This window comes from Streptomyces cavernae, assembly GCF_004023625.1.
GTDB lineage: Bacteria > Actinomycetota > Actinomycetes > Streptomycetales > Streptomycetaceae > Streptomyces > Streptomyces cavernae.
The window spans coordinates 112,827-135,374 of record NZ_RPDJ01000007.1 but is presented as its reverse complement, the minus strand read 5'-3'; the positions used below and the strand labels follow the sequence as shown (position 1 = coordinate 135,374).

Genomic DNA, 22,548 nt, shown 5'->3' with positions numbered 1-22,548 from the left:
TCTCCAGGTCCTTCAGCCAGCCGGCCAGCTTCTCGTCCGCCCGCAGTGCGTCCAGCAGCACAGTCCCGTCCCGCCGTCCTTCGGTGGATGTGTCGGTCGTCCCTTGCAACGTCCACGACGAAGAGTACGTTTCCGAGTGGGAGTAGTGATCGCCATGCGTACGGGCAGTGAACCGACGACCGCGCGCAGTGCCCTGCGGCTGCGCCTCTGGCTCAGTGTGTGGGGGCTGGTCTGGGCGGTCGCGGGGACGGTGGCGTTCGCCCTCGTGGGGCGGCCCGGCTGGGCCGCCGCGTGCGGGGCACTGTGGCTGATCGTCACCGTGGACCTGGCGGTGGTCCTGCGGCACATCCGTCAGGGACCGCACTACCAGCCGGGCCCGGACGTTCCGCCGTACCCGCCGCCGGAACACGACAGCCGGTGAGGGACTCAGGAATCGAACCGTGCCGCCGTCAGGTACTCGGGCTTCGGGTCCAGCGCCGCCGCCAGCCGGAAGTGCCGCTTGGCCTGCTCGGGGCGGCCCCGGCGCTCATAGGTCCGGGCGAGCGCGAAGTGCGCGAACGCGTTGTCCGGCTCACGCTCCAGGACGATCGTGAACTCCAGCTCGGCGGGTCGCAGTTGTGCGGCAGCGAAGAAGGCACGCGCACGCAGCAGCCGCGCCGCCGTGTTCTCCGGGTGGGCGTCGATGACTCCGTCGAGAAGTTTCACCGCACCCTGAGGGTCCCGCGCGGCGAGCAGTTGCTCCGCGGCACGGAAGTCGATGACGTGCGTCTCCGGAGTACGTCCGGTGGATCCGCTGGTGTCGGGCACGGCCGATTCCTTCCCTTGCTGCGCCCCTTCAACGCCCGGAACAGGAAGCTCTATTCCGTTCGTTCGGTGGCCCGTCGCACCAAATCCGCCCATACGTCCCGTACGCGGCGCTGGAGCTGCTCGAGGGAACCGTTGTTGTCGATCACGACGTCCGCGATCTCCAGGCGCTTCTCCCGGGTGGCCTGTGCGGCCATCCGCGCGCGTGCGTCCGCCTCGGTCATACCCCGCAGGCGGACCAGACGGTCCAGCTGGGTCTCGCGGGACGCGTCCACGACGATCACGAGGTCGTACCGGGGTGCCAGGGCGTTCTCGGCGAGCAGCGGTACGTCGTGGACGACGACGGCGTCCTCGGGGGCGGCGGTTTCGAGTGCGTGGGAGCGGGCGCCCACCAGGGGGTGCACGATCGAGTTCAGTACGGCGAGGCGGTCGGGGTCGGCGAAGACGATCGAGCCCAGCTTGGGGCGGTCCAGGCTGCCGTCCGGCGCGAGAACCCCCTCGCCGAAGGCCTCGACGACCGCGGCGAGCCCGGGTGTGCCGGGCGCCACGACCTCCCGTGCGATGCGGTCCGCGTCGATCAGTACGGCTCCCGCCTCCACGAGCAGCCGCGACACCTCGCTCTTGCCGGAGCCGATACCACCGGTCAGGCCTACTGTCAGCATGACCGGCAGCTTAGGGCCTGACGGGGACGGCATCCGCCCCAGGTCCCCCAGGCCCAAGTCCTCGGTGTCCCGTTCGGCGCCGGGCCGGCCGTCACCCTCGGTCTCCCGTTCGGCGCCGGGTCAGCCGTCGCCCTCGCGTTCCGCGAGGAAACGCTCGAACTCGCGGCCGATCTCGTCGGCGGAGGGGATGTCGGCGGGCTCGGCGAGCATGTTGCCGCGGGTCTCGGCGCCCGCCGCCGCATCGTACTGGTGCTCAAGGCCCTGGACGAGTGCAACCAGTTCCTCGTCGCCTTCCCGGATCTGGCGCTCGATCTCGGTCTGGGTGCGGTGGGCCTCGGTACGCAGGGCGTGCGCGATGCCGGGCAGCACCAGACCGGTGGCCGCGGTGATGGCCTCCAGGACGGTGAGCGCGGCGTCCGGGTACGGGGAGCGGGCGATGTAGTGCGGGACGTGCGCGGCGACGCCGAGGACGTCGTGCCCGGCCTCCATGAGGCGGTACTCGACGAGGGCCTCGGCGCTGCCGGGGACCTGGGCCTCGTCGAAGGGGCTGCGGTGGCCGGGGACCAGGTCGACGCGGTTGCCGTGCGGGGTGACGCCCACCGGGCGGGTGTGCGGGACGCCCATCGGGATGCCGTGGAAGTTCACCGACAGCCGTACGCCGAGCCGTTCCACGATCTGCTGGACGGCGGCGGCGAAGCGCTCCCACTCAACGTCCGGCTCCGGTCCGGACAGCAGCAGGAACGGCGCGCCGGTGGCGTCCTGGACGAGCCGCACATCGATCGTGGGTTCCTCGTAGGCGGCCCAGCGGTCGCGCTTGAAGGTGAGCAGGGGGCGGCGGGCCCGGTAGTCCACGAGCCGGTCGTGGTCGAAGCGGGCCACGACCTGGTGCGGCAGCGAGTCGAGCAGCCGTTCGACGATCTGGTCGCCGGCCTCCCCCGCGTCGATGTATCCGTCGAAGTGGTAGAGCATGACCAGTCCAGCCGACTCCTGGGCCAGCGCCACGTCGACGACGGCCAGCCCCTTCGGCTCCCATGCGTACAAACCCTGCGGATCAAGCACTGTGACCGCTCCTCCTCGTGTTCGTACAGCTCAACACACCCCGTGGGAGAAGCATTCCCGCCCCGAACCGCTTCCCCCGTACCTCTTGCCGCTTACCGCCTTCTCGGACCGGCCGGCCCGCTGTCGGCCGGTCCCGGGGCTTCGTCAACACAGCGGACCGGTCCCGGACTCATGAGCACAGCGGGCCGGTCTGTCCTGTCCGTGAAGCAACGTGGCACGGCGGGCTTTCGCGAGCGCAGGCGGGCCTCTCGCGAGCACAGCAGGCCTTGCCGCGAGCACAGCGGGCTTATCGCGAGCACAGCACTGAGGCCCGCACCCTCGTGGGTGCGGGCCTCAGTCAGCGGTCAACGCTCAGCGGCGAGCTTTCAGCTCTGGCCGCCCGCGAGCTTCTCGCGGAGCGCGGCCAGTGCCTCGTCCGACGCCAGCGCGCCGGAGTTGTCGCCGCCCTCGGAGGAGTACGACCCGCCGCCACCGGACGCGGCCGGAGCCCCACCCGCGGCGTCGCCGCCCTCGGCAGCGGCCTGGGCGTCCGCCTCGCGGGACTTGATGACCTGCGCCTGGTGCTGCTCGAAGCGAGTCTGCGCCTCGGCGTACTGGCGCTCCCACTCCTCGCGCTGCTTCTCGTAGCCCTCGAGCCAGTCGTTGGTCTCGGGGTCGAAGCCCTCGGGGTAGATGTAGTTGCCCTGGTCGTCGTACGACGCGGCCATGCCGTACAGGGTCGGGTCGAACTCGACCGACGCCGGGTCGGCACCGAAGGACTCGTTGGCCTGCTTCAGCGAGAGGCTGATGCGACGGCGCTCGAGGTCGATGTCGATGACCTTGACGAAGATCTCGTCGTTGACCTGGACGACCTGCTCCGGGATCTCCACGTGGCGCTCGGCCAGCTCGGAGATGTGGACCAGACCCTCGATGCCCTCGTCCACGCGGACGAACGCACCGAACGGAACCAGCTTCGTGACCTTGCCGGGCACGACCTGGCCGATCTGGTGGGTGCGGGCGAACTGCTGCCACGGGTCTTCCTGGGTCGCCTTCAGCGACAGGGAGACGCGCTCGCGGTCCATGTCGACGTCGAGGACCTCGACGGTGACCTCCTGGCCGACCTCGACAACCTCGGACGGGTGGTCGATGTGCTTCCAGGACAGCTCGGAGACGTGGACCAGACCATCGACGCCACCCAGGTCCACGAAGGCACCGAAGTTGACGATGGAGGAGACCACACCGGAACGGACCTGACCCTTCTGGAGGGTCGTGAGGAACGTCTGGCGGACCTCGGACTGGGTCTGCTCCAGCCAGGCACGGCGGGACAGGACCACGTTGTTGCGGTTCTTGTCCAGCTCGATGATCTTGGCCTCGAGCTCCTTGCCCACGTAGGGCTGGAGGTCGCGGACGCGGCGCATCTCGACGAGGGAGGCCGGCAGGAAGCCACGGAGGCCGATGTCGAGGATGAGACCACCCTTGACGACCTCGATGACCGTACCGGTGACGATGCCGTCCTCTTCCTTGATCTTCTCGATGGTGCCCCAGGCACGTTCGTACTGGGCGCGCTTCTTCGAGAGGATCAGGCGGCCTTCCTTGTCCTCCTTCTGGAGGACCAGGGCCTCGATCTCGTCGCCGACGGCGACGACCTCGTTCGGGTCGACATCGTGCTTGATCGAGAGCTCGCGGCTCGGGATGACGCCTTCGGTCTTGTAACCGATGTCGAGCAGGACCTCGTCCCGGTCGACCTTCACGATGACGCCGTCGACGATGTCGCCGTCGTTGAAGTACTTGATCGTCTCGTCGATCGCTGCGAGGAAGGCTTCCTCGTTACCGATGTCGTTGACCGCTACCTGCGGGGTGGTGGCGGTGGTCTCGGTGCTGCTCGTCATGTGGGAAAGGGCTCCGGTACGGACATTGAAGTCGTAGGCACTGCTTGCGCCGAGAGCCCTTTTCGCTCTGCAGAAGCCGGACAGCCAAGGAAGCGCCGACCCGGTGATCCGGGGACGGCGCCTCGACAACCGAGGGGACATACAACAGATGCGAGCGCAGCCTGCTACGTCTGAGGAGCGCAGGCCCGCAGCGCAACTTGTAGCATACGGGGGCGGCCGGACAGGGTCAATGCGCGAAGGCGCACACCCGGGGCGGATTGCCGCAAACCCGGCACAAGAACGGTCGCATCAGGCCACACCGCAGAAGGCCACAGGGGGCCCACCAGGCTCCGCGGTGCCGGCTACCACAGGGGATGCCCCGCAGGTCCGCGACCGGTCCGACCGGAGAATACGACGATGGAGCCGATCATCCAAGACCGTCACGACCGTGAAGACTTCGCGCTGCCCGAGCCGGAGGCGACCCGCCGCGACGCCGACGTCACCGAGAGCGTGCGCGCCAACCGGGGCTGGTGGGACCGCAACGCGGACGACTACCAGGTGGAGCACGGCACGTTCCTCGGGGACGACCGTTTCGTGTGGGGTCCCGAGGGGCTCGACGAGGTGGAGGCCGAACTCCTCGGTCCGCCCGAGGAGCTGAAGGGCAAGGACGTCCTGGAGATCGGGGCAGGGGCGGCGCAGTGTTCGCGCTGGCTGTCCGGCCGGGGCGCCCGTCCGGTGGCGCTGGACCTCTCGCACCGGCAGCTGCAGCACGCGCTGCGGATCGGGGGCGCGATCCCGCTGGTGCAGGCGGACGCGGGCGCCCTGCCGTTCGCCGACGCCTCCTTCGACCTGGCCTGCTCCGCCTACGGCGCGCTGCCCTTCGTCGCCGACCCGGTCAGGGTCCTGAAGGAGGTCCACCGGGTACTGCGCCCGGGCGGCCGGTTCGTCTTCTCCGTCACCCATCCGATCCGCTGGGCGTTCCCGGACGAGCCCGGCCCGGAGGGGCTGAGCGTGTCCGCCTCGTACTTCGACCGCACGCCGTACGTGGAGCAGGACGAAAAGGGCCGCGCGGTCTACGTCGAGCATCACAGGACCGTCGGCGACCGGGTGCGGGACGTCGTGGCGGCGGGTTTCCGGCTGGTGGACCTGGTCGAGCCGGAGTGGCCGGCGTGGAACACCTCCGAGTGGGGCGGCTGGTCCCCGTTGCGCGGGAACCTGATCCCGGGAACGGCGATATTCGTCTGCGTACGGGACTGAGCACGTGATCCGTGTCGACGCGCTGGACGCGCTGCCGGTCCGTGCCGTCCTGCCCACCCTGTACGACGCCCTCGACGCGCACGGCGGGGCAGTCCTCGTCGCGCCGCCCGGCACCGGCAAGACGACGCTCGTGCCGCTCGCCCTGGCGGGGCTGCTGGGCGAGGGGCCGGCGCGCCGGGTGGTGGTGGCGGAGCCACGGCGGATCGCGGCCCGGGCCGCGGCGCGGCGGATGGCGTGGCTGCTCGGTGAAACGGCCGGAAACAGCGTCGGGTACACCGTGCGCGGCGAGCGGGTCGTGGGGCGCCACGCGCGCGTGGAGGTCGTCACGACCGGTGTGCTCCTGCAGCGGCTGCAACGGGACCCCGAACTCGCGGGTGTCGACGTGGTCGTCCTCGACGAGTGCCACGAGCGGCATCTGGACGCGGACACCGTGGCGGCGTTCCTGCTGGACGTACGGGCGACGCTGCGGCCGGAGCTGGGGCTGGTGGCGGCTTCGGCGACCACCGACGCCGAGGGGTGGGCGCGGCTGCTGGGCGACGTGCCGGTGGTCGCCGCCGAGGGCGTGTCGTATCCCGTGGAGGTGGTGTGGGCGCCGTCCGCGCGCCCGCTGCGGCCACCGCACGGGATGCGGGTCGATCCGGCACTGCCGGCGCATGTGGCGTCGGTGGTACGGCGCGCGCTGGCCGAGCGCGAGGGCGACGTACTGTGCTTCCTGCCCGGCGTCGGCGAGATCGCCCGGGTCGCTGGGCAGCTCGGTGACCTGGGGGCGGTCGAGGTGCTGCAGGTGCACGGACGGGCGCCGGCGGCCGTGCAGGACGCGGTGCTGTCCCCCGGCGCGCGGCGCCGGGTGGTCCTCGCGACGGCGGTGGCGGAGTCGTCGCTGACGGTTCCCGGGGTGCGGGTCGTCGTGGACTCGGGGCTCGCCCGGGAACCACGCGTGGACCACGCGCGGGGTCTGAGCGCGCTGACGACCGTACGGGCCTCCCGTGCCGCGGGGCGCCAGCGCGCGGGCCGCGCCGGGCGGCAGGCCCCGGGCACGGTGTACCGGTGCTGGCCGGAGGCCGAGGACGCGCGCCTGCCGCGCTTCCCGGCGCCGGAGATCGAACTGGCCGACCTCACGGCGTTCGCGCTCCAGGCGGCCTGCTGGGGCGACCCCGACGCCTCGGGGCTGGCGTTGCTGGACCCGCCGCCGCGGGGTGCGCTCGCCGCGGCGCGGAAGGTGCTGACCGCGATCGGCGCGGTGGACTCCGGGGGCCGGGCCACGGAGCGCGGGGTGGCCATGTCCCGGCTCGGTCTGCATCCGCGGCTGGCCCGGGCCCTGCTGGACGCCGCCGACGAGGTGGGCACCGAACGGGCCGCCGAGGTGGTGGCCCTGCTCAGCGAGGAACCACCGCGGGAGTACGGCACCGACCTCGCGGCGGCGTGGCGCACCGCCCGCCGCGCGAGGGACGCCTACGCCACCCGTTGGCGCACCGAGGCAGACCGTCTCCGCCGCCTCTCCCCCGCCGGTTCCGGGGCGGGCGGAGCGGGCAGAAGGAGGGCGCTCGGCGACGAGGGCGTGGCCGGTCTCGTCGCGGCCCTGGCCCATCCCGAGCGGATCGCCCGCAGCCAGGGCAGCCAGGGAGATTCGTACCTCATGGCGTCCGGGACGCGGGCGGAGGTGGGTGAGGGGTTGCGCGGGGCGGAGTGGATCGCCGTGGCGGTGGCCGACCGGAGCGTGGGTGCGGGGCACGCGCGCGTGCGGCTCGGTGCCGCCGTCGACGAGGGCCTGGCCCTGAGGGCCGGTGGGGCCCTGCGCCGGGACGAGGTGCAGGTCGCGTGGGACGGCGGGGATGTCGTGGCCCGGCGCGTCGAGCGGCTCGGAGCCGTGGAGTTGACCGTGCGGCCCCTCGCCGAACCCGACGGCGGGCTCGTCCGCGAGGCCCTCCTCGCGGGGCTGCGGCAGGAGGGGTTGGGTCTGTTGCGATGGTCGCGGGACGCCGAGGTGCTGCGGCAGCGGCTCGCCTTCCTCCACCGGCACCTGGGCGCCCCCTGGCCCGATGTCCGTGACGAGGCGCTGCACGCCCGCGTGGACGAATGGCTGGAGCCCGAGCTGAGCCGCGCCCGCCGGCGCGCCGACCTGGCCCGGCTCGACGCGGGGCAGCAGCTCGCGCGGCTGCTCCCGTGGTCGTCCGGGGACGCCGCCCGGCTCGACGAACTCGCCCCGGAGCGCATCGAGGTCCCCAGTGGGTCCAGGATCCGGGTCGACTACGCGGAGCCGGACCGGCCCGTCCTCGCGGTGAAGCTCCAGGAGATGTTCGGGCTGGCCGAGACACCGCGCATCGCCGGCGTCCCCGTACTGGTGCACCTGCTGTCCCCCGCAGGCCGTCCCGCGGCCGTCACCGCCGACCTCGCCTCCTTCTGGCGGGACGGCTACCGCGCCGTGCGCGCGGAGCTGCGCGGGCGGTACCCGAAGCACCCGTGGCCCGAGGACCCGGCGACCGCCCAGCCGACCCGGCACACCAACGCCCGCCTCAAGCGCTGACGCCCGCTCAGGCGCTCACCCCGGCCTCGCTGACCCGCTCGGGCGCTGACGTTCACACCTGCCTCAGGCGTTGACGGGCTCCGGTTCCGCCACCGCCGACTGTTCCGGGTCGCCCGGGCGGCGGCCGCGTGCCTCCAGGTACAGCGACAACGACAGCAGGCCCGCGCCCACCAGGGGCAGGCCCCAGGGCAGGTACGTCGTGAACAGCAGGACCAGCAGGCGCTGGGACTTGACCAGGTCGACCGTCGACCTGATGTAGTCCTCGCGCATCTTCACGTGCCCGGCGAAGGCGGTGACCTTGTCGCGGTCCCCCAGGAGGGTGCCGCCGCGCAGTTCCTCCTTGTGGATCTCCTCGCCGTAGACAGGTGCTCCGGTCACGGGCTCGACCCAGAACTTGCGGACGGTGCTGTACCAGCGGGTCGTTCCCGTGCCGGCCACGAACTCCGGGGTGATGCCCTCGACGGGCATCACCTTGGGGAAGGGCACCTTCGTCCAGGGGATGGTCTGCTCGAAGTAGTAGACCTCGAGGCCGCGGAAGTCACGGGTGCCCTTGTAGTGGATGGGCGCGCTGGTGCGGGTCTGCGCGTCGAAGTACTCGTAGGCCCGCTTCTCGGTCAGGAACGGCCACTTGAACTCGATGCCCTGCCGTTTTACCGGGTCGCCGTCGACCATCTCCCCGGTGGCGTGGACGGGTTCCTGGGTGTGGGCGTCGAAGATGTACCGCTCGGGGAGCTTGGAGACCATCTTCCCGTCGGGCCCCTGCACGTAGGACAGCCCGTCCCAGACGACCACGTCGCGACCCGCCGACTCCTCGATCCGCTCGGAGGCCTCCACGTTGCCCCGGAGGGTCTGCACGATGGTGACCTTGGAGACCTTCTTGGCCCGCATGGTGCCGTAGTCGAGAAGAGTCGCGGGTTTCGCCTCCAGGACCATGGTCTGGTAGCGCTCGGCGGGGATCTTGGCGAGCCTGGGGAAGGCGTAGAAGCGCAGCAGCGGGGACAACGCCGTGCAGAACACGGCGAGGGCGAGCAGGATCAGACTGGCCTTGCGGCGCATCTCGGCGTCCTCCCTGTGCGTGCGGCAGGCGTGCCGCTACGGATGTGCGGGGACCGTGGTCAGCAGCGGCTCGGGGGACGTCCTGCCGGACGGTGAGCCCAGGGCCGTGACCGTGAGCACCAGGGCGAACGCGGCCGCGAGACCGATCGCGGCGGCGATGAGGGCGCGCATGCGGGCCTCCCGGCGTACGACACCGATACCTGATACATCGTCAGGTCCGGCACGGTAGCAACGGGTGGGCGAGATGAGAACACGTCGCACACACCCGCGTTCACGCATGCACGCGGACGCGGACGAGGGCGCCCCCCGCCGCATGGCGGAGGGCGCCCTCTGGGACGTACGGCCGTACCGGCTTACCGCAGGGCAGCCGCGTTCGGGTTACGGCGTGGCGCTCGCCGAAGGCGAAGGCGTGTCCGTGGCCGCGGCCGTCACCTTCAGCTCCACCGTCAGCGTCGCCCCGCCCGTGGTGGTGATGCGCAGCAGGTACGTGCCGGCGGTGTCGTCCGCGTACAGCTTCGGGAGCTTCAGCAGACCGTCGGCGTCGGTCTTGAGGCCGGTTAGCGTGCGGACCGTCTTGCCGTCCGCGTCCTTGAAGTAGGGGCCCTTGTCGTTCTCCGTGGCGTCGTCCGCAGCCTTGATCAGCGTCGCGGTGGCCGCGACACCGTCCGCGGCGGCACCGTCGTAGGTGGCCTTGACCTCGACGGCGTTCGCGAACTCCCCGCCCGCGACGCAGGTCAGCGCGGTGTCCGTGGTGCGGGCGAGGGTGTCGGCGGCACGGGCGGTGACGGTCGCGGCGTAGTTGACGGCCGGCAGGGTGCGGCCGACGACGGAGGCGCTCACCTGGAAGTCGCCGGTCTCCTCCCCCGCGACGAGTGCGGGCGCGGTCGCGGTGCCCGCCGCGGAGGTGAGGATCGTGGCGACCTTCTCGCCGCCCGCGAACGTGGTGTCGGTGCCGCCGGTGATGACGAACCGGATCCTGACCCTCGCCACCGCCTCGCCGTCCTCGGTCTCGGGCCGCACGGTGATCTTCTCGGCGAAGGTGTCGCCCGCCATGGCGGTGAGCTTGCCGGTACCGGCGTCCTCGAGGTGGTCCACCGTGTCGGTGGGGGTGGGCGGGGTCGCCGGTGGCGTGGGCGGCTTGGGCGTCGTGGGGTCCCCGGGGCTCGGCTTCGGGGTGCCGCCGGGCTTCGGGGAAGGCCCGGGGCTCGGCGGGTTCGCGGGGCTGTCCGACGGCTTGGGCCCGCCGGAACCCGAACCCGACCCGGAACCCGAGCCGGAGCCCGATCCGCCCGTGGGCGTCGGCGACTTCGGCAGCACACCCGTACCGTCCGGCACCTCGTGCGTGCCCTTGCGGTAGTACTCCAGCCAGGACAGGACCGTGTTGAGGTACTCCGTCGAGCGGTTGTAGCTGAGGATCGCGGCTTTCAGCTGGGAGCTCACGGACAGGTCGCGGTTGCCGGCGCAGAGGTAGTTCGCGGCGGCGAGAGCGGCGTCGTAGATGTTGTTGGGGTTCTTCTCTCCGTCGCCGTTTCCGTCCCGGCCCCAACTGCTCCACGTCGACGGGATGAACTGCATGGGCCCGACGGCGCGGTCGTAGGTGCTGTCGTTGTCGTAGGCGCCATTGTCGGTGTCGCTGATGTTCGCGAAGCCGTTGCCGTTGAGGACCGGGCCGAGGATCGGGCTGATCGTGGTGCCGTCGGCGTCGACGTTGCCGCCACGGGCCTGGCCCGACTCCACCTTGCCGATGGCCGCGAGGAGTTCCCAGGGCAGGTTGCAGCCGGGCTTGGACTCGCCCAGCGCCGTCGCGGCCCTCTTGTAGGCGTCGAGGACGGTGGCCGGTATGCCGGCGTGCTCCTCCCCGCCGGGCGCGGACGTGCCACCGTTGCCCGAAGTGGGCGAGGGGCTGGGGGTGTTGAGCGGCGGCAGATCGGTGTAGTACGGCGAACCGCCCGTCGCGGTACTGTCGCCGCCCCCACCGGTCCCGTCGGGCGAAGGCTGGCTCGTCGCGGTCTCACCACTGCCCACGTCGGCCACGCCGGGTGCCTGGGAGGCGGTCAGCGCCGCCACCGCGGCGGCTGCCACAGCGGTGGTCGCCGCCGTCCTTGTCAGCCTCCTGCCCACTTGCGCCCCCATTGAGTGAACCCCTCCTGTCGACGACGGCCCGCGCTCCACTGGGCGCGTTTCCTTGGGTGTTGCTGTTCCTTGATTACCTGGCTGTGTGTTGTCGGTCCGCATTCCCCAAGCGCGACGACCCAGGCGACACTACGACAACTTCTTTTGCAGGAACACCGGTTGACGCCCGATTTTCACCGGTTGTCCGCCTCCCGTTTCCGACATTGTTTTTTCTCGGGCGGCACGGAGGCGTTCCCTGTGCGTTCCCTGTGGACTTTCACGGCGTTCCGCTGTCACGGAACGTCCGCCGCATACTGAACGTCATTGATCACAGGGGCCAGGCCGGCTCCGGCCAACGCTAGTACCAGGGGGCCCAGTTGCCGTTCACTCTCAGCCATGCCGCAGCGGTGCTCCCCGGGGTGCGCGGGGACGGCGGCGGGCGCGGACGGCTGGTGCCCGCGGTCCTCGTCGCCGGGTCGTTCGCACCCGATATGACCTACTACGCGGCCAGTGCGCTGCCCGACGCCATGGAGTTCGGTGACATCACGCACTCCTTCCCCGGGGTGTTCACCGTCGACGTGCTGATCACCTGGGCGCTCGTGGGTCTGTGGCTGATGCTGCGCGAACCACTGGTGGCGCTGCTTCCGCATTCCTGGCGGGGGCGGGTCGGCGCACTGGTGCGCTGCGGTGTCCCCCGTGGCCGCCCGACTCCCGCGCTCGCGCTGTGGTGGTACGTCTCCGCGGCCCTCGGCGCGCTGACTCATGTCGTCTGGGACGCGTTCACCCACCTCGACCGGTGGGGGATGCGCCTGTTTCCCGTGCTGGGCCAGGAGTTCGCCGGATCACCGCTGTACTGGTACCTGCAGTACGGGGGTTCGGCGGTGGCGGCCCTGGTGATCGCGGTCTTCGTGGCTCGCGCCCTGCGCCGGATGCCGGCCGAGGTCCCCGCGGGGCTCCCGGCACTGTCGGCGCGGGACCGGTGGCTGGCCTGTGCGGTCATCGCCGGGTGCATGACGGTCGCGGCGGTGCAGCGCACGGTGCGGTGGTGGGAGTACTGGGGGTCGGTCGCCAAGCCCTGGGAGATCATTCCGACGCTTTGCTTCGGGGCGGGGGCCGGGCTGGTCCTGGGACTGCTGCTGTACGGCGTCGGGGTCAGGGTGTGGCGTCCGGTTCCGGTCCCGCCCGCGGTTCCGGCCGGTTCGGGTCCGGCGTCGTCCCGTACGGAGCCGGGCCGGCCCGCTCGTCGCTGAGGCCACGGCGCTGGGCGAGGTTCCTGCGCCGGAACGCCGCTCGCGTGCGCGCCAGGACCAGGAGCCGGACCAGTCGGCCGCGGGCCCGGACGGTCCGCCACCGGCGCTCGGCGGGCCGCGGGCGGCGGCGCTCGACGGGTCGCGGGCGACGGCGCTCGTTGGCGAAGGCGCAGACCGGATCGATCGTGCTGTCGTGGACGGCGATGACCGCGGTGCCCCTGCCCGGCAGCGGGGCGGGGGGCCGGGCGGTGAGACGGGGGTCGCGTGCGGAGCGGCACAGTGCCGCCGGGGCGCGCGCCCGTCTGGCACCGGCGGCACCGACGGCTATGGGCACCAGCAACGCGACGACCACCGCCGCGCCTGCCGCCAACCGGCGGTGCCTGGTACGAACCCTCATGCGAGGCATCCTGACGCCGTCCCTGCCGAGCGGCCTTTTCTCGGGGGCCGCGCGGGTGACGCGCCATGCCGAGGACAAGCCCCTGCGCCACCCGTGACGGGGCCGGCGCCCCGGAGCCGGACGGGAGACGCCGAGGAGGCCGGACGGCAGGGCCCCCGCGGAGGCCGGACAGCAGGACCCCGCAGGGACCGGACAACAGACCCCGTGCGGGCCGGACAGCGGGGATCCACAACAGACCCGCACGGGCCGGACAGCAGGGACCGGACAACAGACCGCACGGGCCGGACGACAGCCACCACACCCGCACGGAGCGGACAGCAGGAACCGGACAGCAGCCACCGCAGAGCGCGGACGGCAACCCCCGCAGGGCCGGAAATCAGGACCCCGCAGGGGCCGGACGGCAACCCCGCACGGGCCGGACGACAGCCACCACGGCCGCCGCACGGCAGACACCGCAGGGGGCGGGGCCCGGGGTGAGCCCAGCGTGGTCACCCCGGGGCGGCCCGGCGAGCCGCAGGCTAGTGCGCCGCGGACTCCCAGTCCGCGCCCGAGCCCACCGAGACGTCCAGCGGCGCCCGGAGCCGGACCGCGCCCGCCATTTCGCGGCGGACCAGTTCCTCCGCCTTCGCCCGCTCGCCGGGAGCGATCTCCAGCACGATCTCGTCGTGGACCTGCAGAAGCATCCGGGAGGTCAGACCGGCCTCGCGCAGTGCCCGGTCCACGTTCAGCATGGCGATCTTGACGATGTCCGCCGCGGTGCCCTGGATGGGGGCGTTCAGGGCCATGCGCTCGGCCGCCTCGCGGCGTTGGCGGTTGTCGCTGTTGAGGTCGGGCAGGTAGCGGCGGCGCCCGAAGAGCGTCGCCGTGTACCCGGTCGCCCGGGCCTCGTCGACCGCCCTGCGCAGGTAGTCCCGCACGCCACCGAAGCGCTCGAAGTACGCGTCCATCAGGGCGCGGGCCTCGGCCGCCTCGATGTTCAACTGCTGGGAGAGGCCGAACGCCGACAGCCCGTACGCCAGTCCGTACGACATGGCCTTGATCTTGCGGCGCATCTCGGCGTCCACCGCGGACTGGTCGACCCCGAACACCTGCGAGGCCGCCGTCGTGTGCAGGTCCTCGCCGGAAGTGAACGCCTCGATCAGGCCCTCGTCCTCCGAGAGGTGGGCCATCACACGGAGTTCGATCTGGCTGTAGTCCGCGGTCATGAGGGACTCGAATCCCTCGCCGACGACGAAGCCGCGGCGGATCGCCCGGCCCTCGTCCGTACGGACCGGGATGTTCTGCAGGTTCGGGTCCGTCGAGGAGAGCCGGCCCGTCGCCGCCACGGTCTGGTTGAACGTCGTGTGGATACGGCCGTCCGCCGCGATCGACTTGATCAGGCCCTCGACCGTGACCCGAAGCTTCGCCTGCTCACGGTGCCGGAGCATGATCACCGGCAGTTCGTTGTCCGTCTGCGTGGCCAGCCATGCCAGCGCGTCCGCGTCCGTGGTGTAGCCGGTCTTCGTCCGCTTCGTCTTCGGCAGCGCCAGCTCACCGAAGAGGACCTCCTGGAGCTGCTTGGGCGAACCCAGGTTGAACTCGTGCCCCGCCGCCGCGTGCGCCTCCTTCACCGCCTGCTGCGTGGCGCCCGCGAACATCTGCTCCATGGCCTCCAGATGCGCCCGGTCCGCGGCGATGCCGTGCCGCTCCATACGCGCCAGCAGGGCGGACGTGGGCAGCTCCACATCCCGCATGAGGTCCGCCGCACCGACCTCCACGAGCCGCCCCTCGAACGCCGCGCCCAGGTCGAGGATCGCGCGGGCCTGCACCATCAGTGCCTCGGCCTCGGCGGCTTCGTCCGCACCGAACGCCAGCTGCCCGTCGGCCGCCGCCGCGGGCGCCAGCTCCCGGCCCAGGTACTCGAGCGACAGGGCGTCCAGCGCGAAGGAACGCCGGCCCGGCTTGACCAGGTAGGCGGCGAGCGCGGTGTCCATGGACACGCCCTCCACCGACCAGCCGTGCTCCGCGAAGACCCGCATCACACCCTTCGCGTTGTGCAGCACCTTCGGCGCGGCAGGATCGGCGAGCCACTGCGCGAACGCGTTCTCGTCGGCCTCGTCCAGCCGCGCCGGATCGAACCAGGCCGCGGCACCGTCGGCCGCCGCGAGCGCGACCTCCGCCACCGCACCGGCCCCCAGCGACCAGGAGTCGACTGTCGCCAGACCCAGCGCCGCCCCGCCGTGCCCGGCGAGCCACGGCTTCAGCTCACCCGCGCCCAGCACCACCCCGTCCACCGCGACACCCTGGGCGACCGGAGCGGCCTCGGCCTCCTCGCCGCCCGGGTCGACGGCGAACAACCGCTCCCGCAGCGACGGGTTACGGATCTCCAGGGTGTCGAGGACCATCGCGACGGCCTTGCGGTCGTACGCCGCACGCTCCAGGTCGGTGACCAGCTTCGGCAGCTCCACCTGCCGGTCCAGCTCGGTGAGGCGGCGGTTGAGCTTCACCGCCTCCAGGTGGTCGCGCAGATTCTGCCCGGCCTTGCCCTTGACCTCCTCGACCCGCTCCACCAGCTCCGCGAACGAACCGAACTGGTTGATCCACTTCGCGGCCGTCTTCTCACCCACCCCCGGAATGCCCGGCAGGTTGTCCGACGGATCCCCGCGCAGCGCCGCGAAGTCCGGATACTGGGCCGGCGTCAGCCCGTACTTCTCGAACACCTTCTCCGGTGTGAACCGGGTCAGCTCCGAGACGCCCTTGGTGGGATACAGCACCGTCGTGTGCTCGGAGACCAGCTGGAAGGAGTCGCGGTCACCGGTGACGATCAGCACCTCGAAGCCCTCGGCCTCGGCCTGCGTGGCGAGCGTGGCGATGATGTCGTCCGCCTCGAAGCCGTCCACCGCGAACCGCGCCGCGCCCATCGCGTCCAGCAACTCGCAGATCAACTCGACCTGGCCCTTGAACTCGTCCGGGGTCGAGGAGCGGTTCGCCTTGTACTCCGTGAACTCCGCCGAGCGCCACGTCTTGCGGGAGACGTCGAACGCCACCGCGAAATGCGTGGGCGCCTCGTCGCGCAGCGTGTTCGCCAGCATCGACGCGAAGCCGTAGATCGCGTTCGTCGGCTGGCCCGTCGCCGTCGTGAAATTCTCCGCGGGCAGCGCGAAGAACGCGCGGTACGCCAGCGAATGCCCGTCCATGAGCATCAGCCGCGGACGGCCGCCGCCAGGGGTCTTCTCGGTCTTCTTCGATGCTGTGTCTGCCACGCCTCCGATCCTGCCACGGCCCACTGACAGCGGAGCCCGCCCGCACCGCTGCGTGTACCGTGCACACACGTTGTCCACAGCCCCCGCATGACCAGTGGCCGGACGTGGCAGGATCGAGACGTACGCAGGGGGCCGCGAACAGGACCAGCACCGGACACGTACAGGATGTGCGTGAGGCCTCGCGCTCGCAAAGGGAGACGATCATGGCAGCCAAGCCGCCGCAGGGCGATCCGGTCCAGGACGCGCCACAGGTCGCCGAGCCGAAGCACGCGGCCGCCGGGCTGCCCGCCGTCGGGCACAGCCTGCGCATCGCCCAACAGCAGATGGGCGTGCGCCGCACCGCGCTGACCCTGCTGCGGGTCAACCAGAAGGACGGCTTCGACTGCCCGGGCTGCGCCTGGCCGGAGGGAGACCACCGGCACACGGCCGAATTCTGCGAGAACGGCGCGAAGGCGGTCGCCGAGGAAGCCACCCTGCGCCGCGTCACGCCCGACTTCTTCGCCGCGCACCCCGTCACCGACCTCGCCGGCCGCAGCGGCTACTGGCTCGGCCAGCAAGGCCGCCTCACCCACCCCATGTACCTCGCCGAGGGCGCCGACCGCTACGAGCCGGTCAGCTGGGAGCGGGCCTTCGACATCATCGCCGAGGAACTCACCGCCCTCGGCTCCCCCGACGAAGCCCTCTTCTACACATCCGGACGCACCAGCAACGAAGCAGCGTTCCTCTACCAGCTCTTCGCCCGCGAGTTCGGCACCAACAACCTGCCCGACTGCTCGAACATGTGCCACGAGTCATCGGGCTCCGCCCTGACCGAGACCATCGGCATCGGAAAGGGCAGCGTCCTCCTCGAGGATCTCCACAAGGCGGACCTGATCATCGTGGCCGGACAGAACCCCGGCACCAACCACCCCCGGATGCTCTCCGCCCTGGAGAAGGCCAAAGCCGGCGGCGCGAAGATCATCACCGTGAACCCGCTGCCCGAAGCGGGCATGGAACGCTTCAAGAACCCGCAGACCCCCAAGGGCATGCTCAAGGGAGCCGCGCTCACCGACCTGTTCCTGCAGATCCGCATCGGCGGCGACCAAGCACTCTTCCGCCTCCTGAACAAGCTGATCCTCGACACCGACGGCGCCGTCGACGAAGCCTTCATCCGCGAACACACCCACGGATACGAAGAGTTCGCCGCCGCCGCGCGCGCCGCCGACTGGGACGAGACCCTCACCGCGACCGGCCTGACCCGCGACCGGATCGACCAGGCCCTGCGCATGATCCTCACCTCCGAGCGCACCATCGTGTGCTGGGCGATGGGCCTGACCCAGCACAAGCACGCCGTGCCCACGATCCGCGAAGTGGTCAACTTCCTCCTCCTGCGCGGCAACATCGGCCGCCCCGGAGCCGGCGTCTGCCCCGTACGCGGCCACTCCAACGTGCAGGGCGACCGCACCATGGGCATCTTCGAACGCCCCGCACCCGCCTTCCTCGACGCCCTCGAGAAGGAGTTCGGCTTCGCCCCGCCCCGCGAGCACGGCTACGACGTCGTCCGCGCCATCGGCGCCATGCGCGACGGCAAGGCGAAGGTCTTCTTCGCGATGGGCGGCAACTTCGTCTCCGCCTCCCCCGACACCGACGTCACCGAAGCAGCCATGCGCCGCGCCCGGCTGACCGTGCACGTCTCCACCAAACTCAACCGCTCGCACGCCGTCACCGGAGCCCGCGCCCTGATCCTGCCCACCCTCGGCCGCACCGAGCGAGACCTGCAGGGCAGCGGCGAACAGTTCGTGACCGTCGAGGACTCCATGGGCATGGTCCACGCCTCCCGAGGCCGCCTGGAACCCGCGAGCCCCGAGCTGCTGTCCGAACCGGCCATCGTCTGCCGCCTCGCCCGCCGCGTCCTCGGCCCCGACTCCGCCACCCCCTGGGAGGAGTTCGAGAAGGACTACGCGACGATCCGCGACCGCATCGCCCGCGTAGTCCCCGGCTTCCAGGACTTCAACGCGCGCATCGCCTCGAACCCCGGCGGTTTCGCACTGCCGCACGCCCCTCGCGACGAACGCCGCTTCCCCACCACCACCGGCAAGGCGAACTTCACCGCCGCACCCGTGGAATACCCCGAACTGCCCGAGGGCCGCCTCCTCCTGCAGACCCTGCGCTCCCACGACCAGTACAACACCACCATCTACGGCCTCGACGACCGCTACCGCGGCATCAAGAACGGCCGCCGCGTCGTCCTCGTCCACCCCGACGACGCCCACACCCTCGGCGTCGCCGACGGCTCCTACGTCGACCTCGTCAGCGAATGGAAGGACGGCATCGAGCGGCGCGCCCCCGGCTTCCGCGTCGTCCACTACCCGACAGCACGCGGCTGCGCCGCCGCGTACTACCCCGAGACCAACGTCCTGGTCCCCCTGGACTCCACCGCCGACACCAGCAACACCCCCGCCAGCAAGTCCGTCGTGGTCCGCCTGGAACAATCGAGGACCGACTGAGCGTTTGCTCAGCCATACCGATCCCCGACGAAACGGAGCAGGGTCCGATGGGCGAACACCGCCACGTTAAGTTCCCGCAAGAGGTCATCGACGAATACGCGGCACTCGGCATCGACCTCGTGGCCCTCTTCTCCGCCGGACATCTCGGCACCCGCATGGGCATCGACATCACCGAAGCCTCCGCGGACCGCGTGGTCGGCACCATGCCCGTGGAAGGCAACACCCAGCCCTACGGACTCCTCCACGGCGGCGCGTCGGCCACCCTCGCCGAGACGCTCGGCTCCATCGGCTCCATGCTCCACGCCGGAAGCTCCAAGCTCGCCGTCGGAGTCGACCTCAACTGCACCCACCACCGCGGAGTCCGCTCAGGCCTCGTCACCGGAGTCGCCACCCCCCTCCACCGCGGCCGCTCCACCGCCACATACGAAGTCGTCATCACGGACGAAAGCAACAAAAGGGTATGCACCGCACGCCTGACGTGCCTCCTCCGCGACGCCGACACCACGCCCTAGCCGCACCAACCCCCAGAACCGACGCCCCGCAACCCCACACCAGCGCAAGCGGACTCAAGGCATTGCGCCGACCCGCAGAACCGACGAGCCGCAGCCGTGCACGGGTGCAAGGGGACGTGCCGGACTCTCCGCCCGCAGCGGCCGGCGCTCGAACCAGCCAGGCCCCTCCGTGAAACACACAGCGCTCCCCACTCTCGGCTTCGCTCGAGCGGGGGGACCCCCATGACCGAGGACGGAGAGTCCGGCGCGGCCCCGCCCCAGACGCCGACCGCAGGCGCAAGGGCCCCCGCCGGACCCTTCCGTGGCCCCACGGGGCAGCCACGATGACAGGCATCGGCCCCGCGGAACCCGTGGACTCCGTCGCATCCGACCAACCGATCGACATGGCACCGGACTTCGGCACCCACACCGGCGTCATCGGCGTCGGCAACGGCAACGGCAACGGCAACGGCAAACTCACCCCCAGCGAACGCTGGACCACCTCCCACCCCGTATACGCCGCACACTCACCACCGCCACCACCGCACCCCTGGCCACCCACCGCGGCACCCGGCCTACGCACCCCGCACCCACCCCGACGCCTCGTTCACCGTCCGCGCTGGAACCCCCACCGCATCAGCGTGCGCATCACCGTCGCAACCTGCGCCGGACTCCCCCTCAACGCCGATCTGCCCTTTCTCGACGTAACGCTGCGTAACATGCGCGCAATACAGCGCCACACCTTCATCTTCAGCGGCACCTTCGCCCGAGACCTCTCCCGACTGCTCCACACAGCCTGCGACCCCCCATAGCCCCAGGCCGCCACCCACAAGCGGAAGTGCGGCTTCTCAAAATATGGAACGGAAATAGCACCGGCGAACGCCCTTTGTGCCACTCGATGCCCATCACGTCATAACAAGAGAGTCACAAGCCCGCGTCGGGCGATGCCCATGGCCACTGACCAGGCTTAGAGTCACGGCCAGTCACCGCTCCATCGGGAGTTCGGTATCCACGCGGCGCCAGTCGACCCCACAGGGCGGGTCGCGCCAGCGGAAAGGACTGATTGTGCGACAGCGTTCTCTGGTGATCCTCACCTCCGTGCTCACCACCGGAGCTCTGACCCTCACCGCCTGCGGCTCCCGAGACGACAAGGGCGACAGCAGCGGTGGCGACAGCGGCACCGTGCTCACCATCGGCGTCAGCGCCCCCCTCTCCGGTGAGAACTCCACCACCGGCCTCGGCATCCAGTACGGCGCCCAGATAGCCATCGACGACGCCAACAGCAAGAAGCTCGTCGAAGGCGTCACCTTCAAGATCAAAGCCCTCGACGACAAGGCGCAGCCCGGCATCGGCCAGCAGAACGCCACCGCCCTCACCGGCGACAAGTCCGTCGTCGGCGCCGTCGGCCCCCTCAACTCCGGTGTCGCCCAGTCGATGCTGCAGGTCTTCGCCTCGGCCAACATGGTCCAGGTCTCGCCCTCGAACACCAACCCCGAGCTCACCATGGGCAAGAACTGGCAGACCGCCCCCAAGCGGCCGTACAAGACGTACTTCCGCACCGCCACCACCGACGCCCTCCAGGGCGGCTTCGCGGCCGACTACGCATTCAACGGCCTCAAGAAGAAGAAGGTCTTCGTCGTCGACGACAAGCAGACCTACGGCGCCGGCCTCGCCAAACTCTTCAACGAAGCGTTCACCAAGCTCGGCGGCAAGGTCGCCGGAACCGACCACGTGAACACCGGCGACAAGGACTTCGGCTCCCTCGCCACCAAGATCAAGAACTCCGGCGCCGACATGGTCTACTACGGCGGCCAGTACGACGAGTCCGCACTCATCACCAAGCAGCTCAAGGACACCGGCGTCAAGATCCCGCTCTTCGGCGGCGACGGCATGTTCGCCAGCACCTACATCGAGGCCGCGGGCACCGCCTCCGAGGGCGACCTCGCCACCGCCATCGGCGTCCCCGTCGACACCCTGCCCGCCGCCAAGACATTCGTCGAGACCTACAAGTCCAAGGGCTACAAGGGCGACTACGGCGCCTACGGCGCCTATTCCTACGACGCCACCACGGCCATCATCAACGCCGTGAAGGCCGTCAAGGAAGCCAACGGCGGCAAGCTGCCCACCGGCGAAGACCTCCGCTCCAAGGTCGTCGATGCCGTCCAGAAGACCGACTTCGAAGGCATCAGCGGCAAGGTCTCCTTCGACGAGTTCGGCGACACCACCAACAAGCAGCTCACCGTCTACCAGGTCGTAAAGGGCGAGTGGAAGGCCGTCAAGACCGGCACGTACGACCCCAGCTGACCCCACCCGCACCACAGCAACACACGGGCCGCGCGGAAGGAGGACCCCGACCGCGCGGCCCTTTCCACATTCCACCCGTGTGCACGCCACAGTGCACAACGACCTGACGACAATGGAGGCCATGCGGTGAACACCCTGCCGCAGCAGCTGGCCAACGGGCTGCTCCTCGGCTCGATGTACGGGCTGATCGCCATCGGCTACACGATGGTTTACGGCATCGTCCAGCTCATCAACTTCGCGCACGGCGAAATCTTCATGACCGGAGGCTTCGGAGCCCTCACGGTCTACCTCGCCCTCCCCTCCGGCACCTCGATGTGGGCCCTCGTACCCCTGATGCTCATCGGCGGCGGCCTCGTCGCGGTCCTCATCGCCGTCGGAGCGGAACGGTTCGCCTACCGACCCCTGCGCGGAGCCCCACGACTGGCACCGCTCATCACCGCGATCGGCCTCTCCCTGGCACTCCAAGAGGTCGTCCGCAACTTCTACCCCCAGGCCGACAAAGCCCGCGCCTTCCCCGGCCTCGACGCCACCCACGACCTCGGCTCCGTCACCATCAAGGACGCCGACATCTTCCTGGTCCTCGCCGCTGTCGTCTGCATGGCCTCCCTCGCCTTCTTCGTGCGCCGCAGCCGCACCGGCCGAGCCATGCAAGCCACCGCCCAGGACCCCGACACCGCACAGCTCATGGGCATCGACACCAACCGCATCATCGTGATCGCCTTCGCCATCGGCGGCTTCTTCGCCGCAGTCGCCGCCGTCGCCTTCGGCCTCAAATACGGCAGCATCGACTACCGCATGGGCTTCCTCATGGGCCTCAAAGCGTTCACCGCAGCCGTCCTCGGCGGCATCGGCAACATCTACGGCGCCATGCTCGGCGGCATCGTCCTCGGCATCGCCGAAACCCTCGCCTCCGCCTACATCGACGGCATCCCCGGCATGCAGCAGCTGGGCGGCCAGAGCTGGGCCAACGTCTGGGCCTTCTGCCTCCTCATCCTCGTCCTGCTCTTCAGGCCACAAGGCCTCCTCGGCGAGCGCGTAGCGGACAGGGCGTGACATC

Annotated in this window: 18 protein-coding genes; 9 read left to right on the top strand and 9 right to left on the bottom strand. The window is 70.7% G+C overall.

Annotated features, from left to right (window positions below):
• Nucleotides 1-154 precede the first annotated feature (154 nt).
• Nucleotides 155-421 carry a DUF6343 family protein gene (locus EF387_RS19045; RefSeq protein ID WP_128377775.1) on the top strand — a complete coding sequence of 89 codons (267 nt, stop codon included), beginning with the start codon at nucleotides 155-157 and terminating at the stop codon, nucleotides 419-421.
• A 5-nt stretch (nucleotides 422-426) separates the two neighbouring features.
• Here EF387_RS19045 and EF387_RS19040 read toward each other — a convergent pair whose 3' ends face one another.
• The 4 genes from EF387_RS19040 to rpsA form a co-directional block, all read right to left on the bottom strand.
• On the bottom strand, nucleotides 427-807 hold the full coding sequence (locus EF387_RS19040) for a tetratricopeptide repeat protein (RefSeq protein ID WP_128377774.1): 381 nt from the start codon (nucleotides 805-807) through the stop codon (nucleotides 427-429).
• Between the two features lie 50 nt (nucleotides 808-857).
• Entirely contained in the window at nucleotides 858-1,466 is a 609-nt protein-coding gene (gene coaE, locus EF387_RS19035) for a dephospho-CoA kinase (protein WP_128377773.1), read from the bottom strand.
• Nucleotides 1,467-1,586: 120 nt separating this feature from the next.
• The gene (locus tag EF387_RS19030; RefSeq protein WP_128377772.1) at nucleotides 1,587-2,525 is read right to left on the bottom strand and encodes a PAC2 family protein; all 939 of its coding nucleotides are present in this window, start codon (nucleotides 2,523-2,525) and stop codon (nucleotides 1,587-1,589) included.
• Between the two features lie 365 nt (nucleotides 2,526-2,890).
• Complete coding sequence (gene rpsA / locus EF387_RS19025; RefSeq protein ID WP_128377771.1) at nucleotides 2,891-4,393, bottom strand: 30S ribosomal protein S1; 1,503 nt, start codon at nucleotides 4,391-4,393, stop codon at nucleotides 2,891-2,893.
• A 396-nt stretch (nucleotides 4,394-4,789) separates the two neighbouring features.
• On the opposite strand from rpsA, the gene EF387_RS19020 reads away from it, so the two are divergent.
• Together EF387_RS19020 and hrpB are read left to right on the top strand one after the other, a co-directional pair.
• On the top strand, nucleotides 4,790-5,629 hold the full coding sequence (locus tag EF387_RS19020; protein ID WP_128377770.1) for a class I SAM-dependent methyltransferase: 840 nt from the start codon (nucleotides 4,790-4,792) through the stop codon (nucleotides 5,627-5,629).
• A 4-nt stretch (nucleotides 5,630-5,633) separates the two neighbouring features.
• Nucleotides 5,634-8,153, top strand: a complete 2,520-nt coding sequence (gene hrpB / locus EF387_RS19015; protein ID WP_128377769.1) for an ATP-dependent helicase HrpB — start codon at nucleotides 5,634-5,636, stop codon at nucleotides 8,151-8,153.
• Between the two features lie 63 nt (nucleotides 8,154-8,216).
• Here the strand turns inward: hrpB and pgfA are convergent, their stop codons facing one another.
• The 3 genes from pgfA to EF387_RS19000 form a co-directional block, all read right to left on the bottom strand.
• Entirely contained in the window at nucleotides 8,217-9,209 is a 993-nt protein-coding gene (gene pgfA / locus EF387_RS19010) for a cell envelope lipid trafficking protein PgfA (RefSeq protein WP_128377768.1), read from the bottom strand.
• Nucleotides 9,210-9,245: 36 nt separating this feature from the next.
• Entirely contained in the window at nucleotides 9,246-9,380 is a 135-nt protein-coding gene (locus tag EF387_RS19005; RefSeq protein WP_128377767.1) for an SPW_0924 family protein, read from the bottom strand.
• A 207-nt stretch (nucleotides 9,381-9,587) separates the two neighbouring features.
• A complete protein-coding gene (locus tag EF387_RS19000; RefSeq protein ID WP_128377766.1) occupies nucleotides 9,588-11,342 on the bottom strand; it encodes a lytic transglycosylase domain-containing protein in 1,755 nt (584 codons plus the stop codon).
• Between the two features lie 356 nt (nucleotides 11,343-11,698).
• On the opposite strand from EF387_RS19000, the gene EF387_RS18995 reads away from it, so the two are divergent.
• The gene (locus EF387_RS18995; protein ID WP_128377765.1) at nucleotides 11,699-12,571 is read left to right on the top strand and encodes a DUF4184 family protein; all 873 of its coding nucleotides are present in this window, start codon (nucleotides 11,699-11,701) and stop codon (nucleotides 12,569-12,571) included.
• Here EF387_RS18995 and EF387_RS18990 read toward each other — a convergent pair.
• Complete coding sequence (locus tag EF387_RS18990; protein ID WP_128377764.1) at nucleotides 12,474-12,968, bottom strand: hypothetical protein; 495 nt, start codon at nucleotides 12,966-12,968, stop codon at nucleotides 12,474-12,476. The genes EF387_RS18995 and EF387_RS18990 overlap by 98 nt on opposite strands.
• A gap of 518 nt (nucleotides 12,969-13,486) precedes the next feature.
• Nucleotides 13,487-16,210, bottom strand: a complete 2,724-nt coding sequence (gene polA / locus EF387_RS18985; RefSeq protein WP_128377763.1) for a DNA polymerase I — start codon at nucleotides 16,208-16,210, stop codon at nucleotides 13,487-13,489.
• 203 nt (nucleotides 16,211-16,413) lie between these two features.
• On the opposite strand from polA, the gene EF387_RS18980 reads away from it, so the two are divergent.
• From EF387_RS18980 to EF387_RS18960, 5 genes are all read left to right on the top strand, one after another.
• On the top strand, nucleotides 16,414-18,696 hold the full coding sequence (locus tag EF387_RS18980; RefSeq protein WP_128377762.1) for an FdhF/YdeP family oxidoreductase: 2,283 nt from the start codon (nucleotides 16,414-16,416) through the stop codon (nucleotides 18,694-18,696).
• 47 nt (nucleotides 18,697-18,743) lie between these two features.
• The gene (locus EF387_RS18975) at nucleotides 18,744-19,208 is read left to right on the top strand and encodes a PaaI family thioesterase (protein WP_128377761.1); all 465 of its coding nucleotides are present in this window, start codon (nucleotides 18,744-18,746) and stop codon (nucleotides 19,206-19,208) included.
• A gap of 323 nt (nucleotides 19,209-19,531) precedes the next feature.
• Nucleotides 19,532-19,999: a hypothetical protein gene (locus EF387_RS49760; RefSeq protein WP_128377760.1), complete on the top strand. Its 468-nt coding sequence runs from the start codon at nucleotides 19,532-19,534 to the stop codon at nucleotides 19,997-19,999.
• Between the two features lie 268 nt (nucleotides 20,000-20,267).
• Entirely contained in the window at nucleotides 20,268-21,491 is a 1,224-nt protein-coding gene (locus EF387_RS18965) for a branched-chain amino acid ABC transporter substrate-binding protein (RefSeq protein WP_128377981.1), read from the top strand.
• 126 nt (nucleotides 21,492-21,617) lie between these two features.
• A complete protein-coding gene (locus EF387_RS18960; protein WP_128377759.1) occupies nucleotides 21,618-22,544 on the top strand; it encodes a branched-chain amino acid ABC transporter permease in 927 nt (308 codons plus the stop codon).
• Nucleotides 22,545-22,548: the final 4 nt, after the last annotated feature.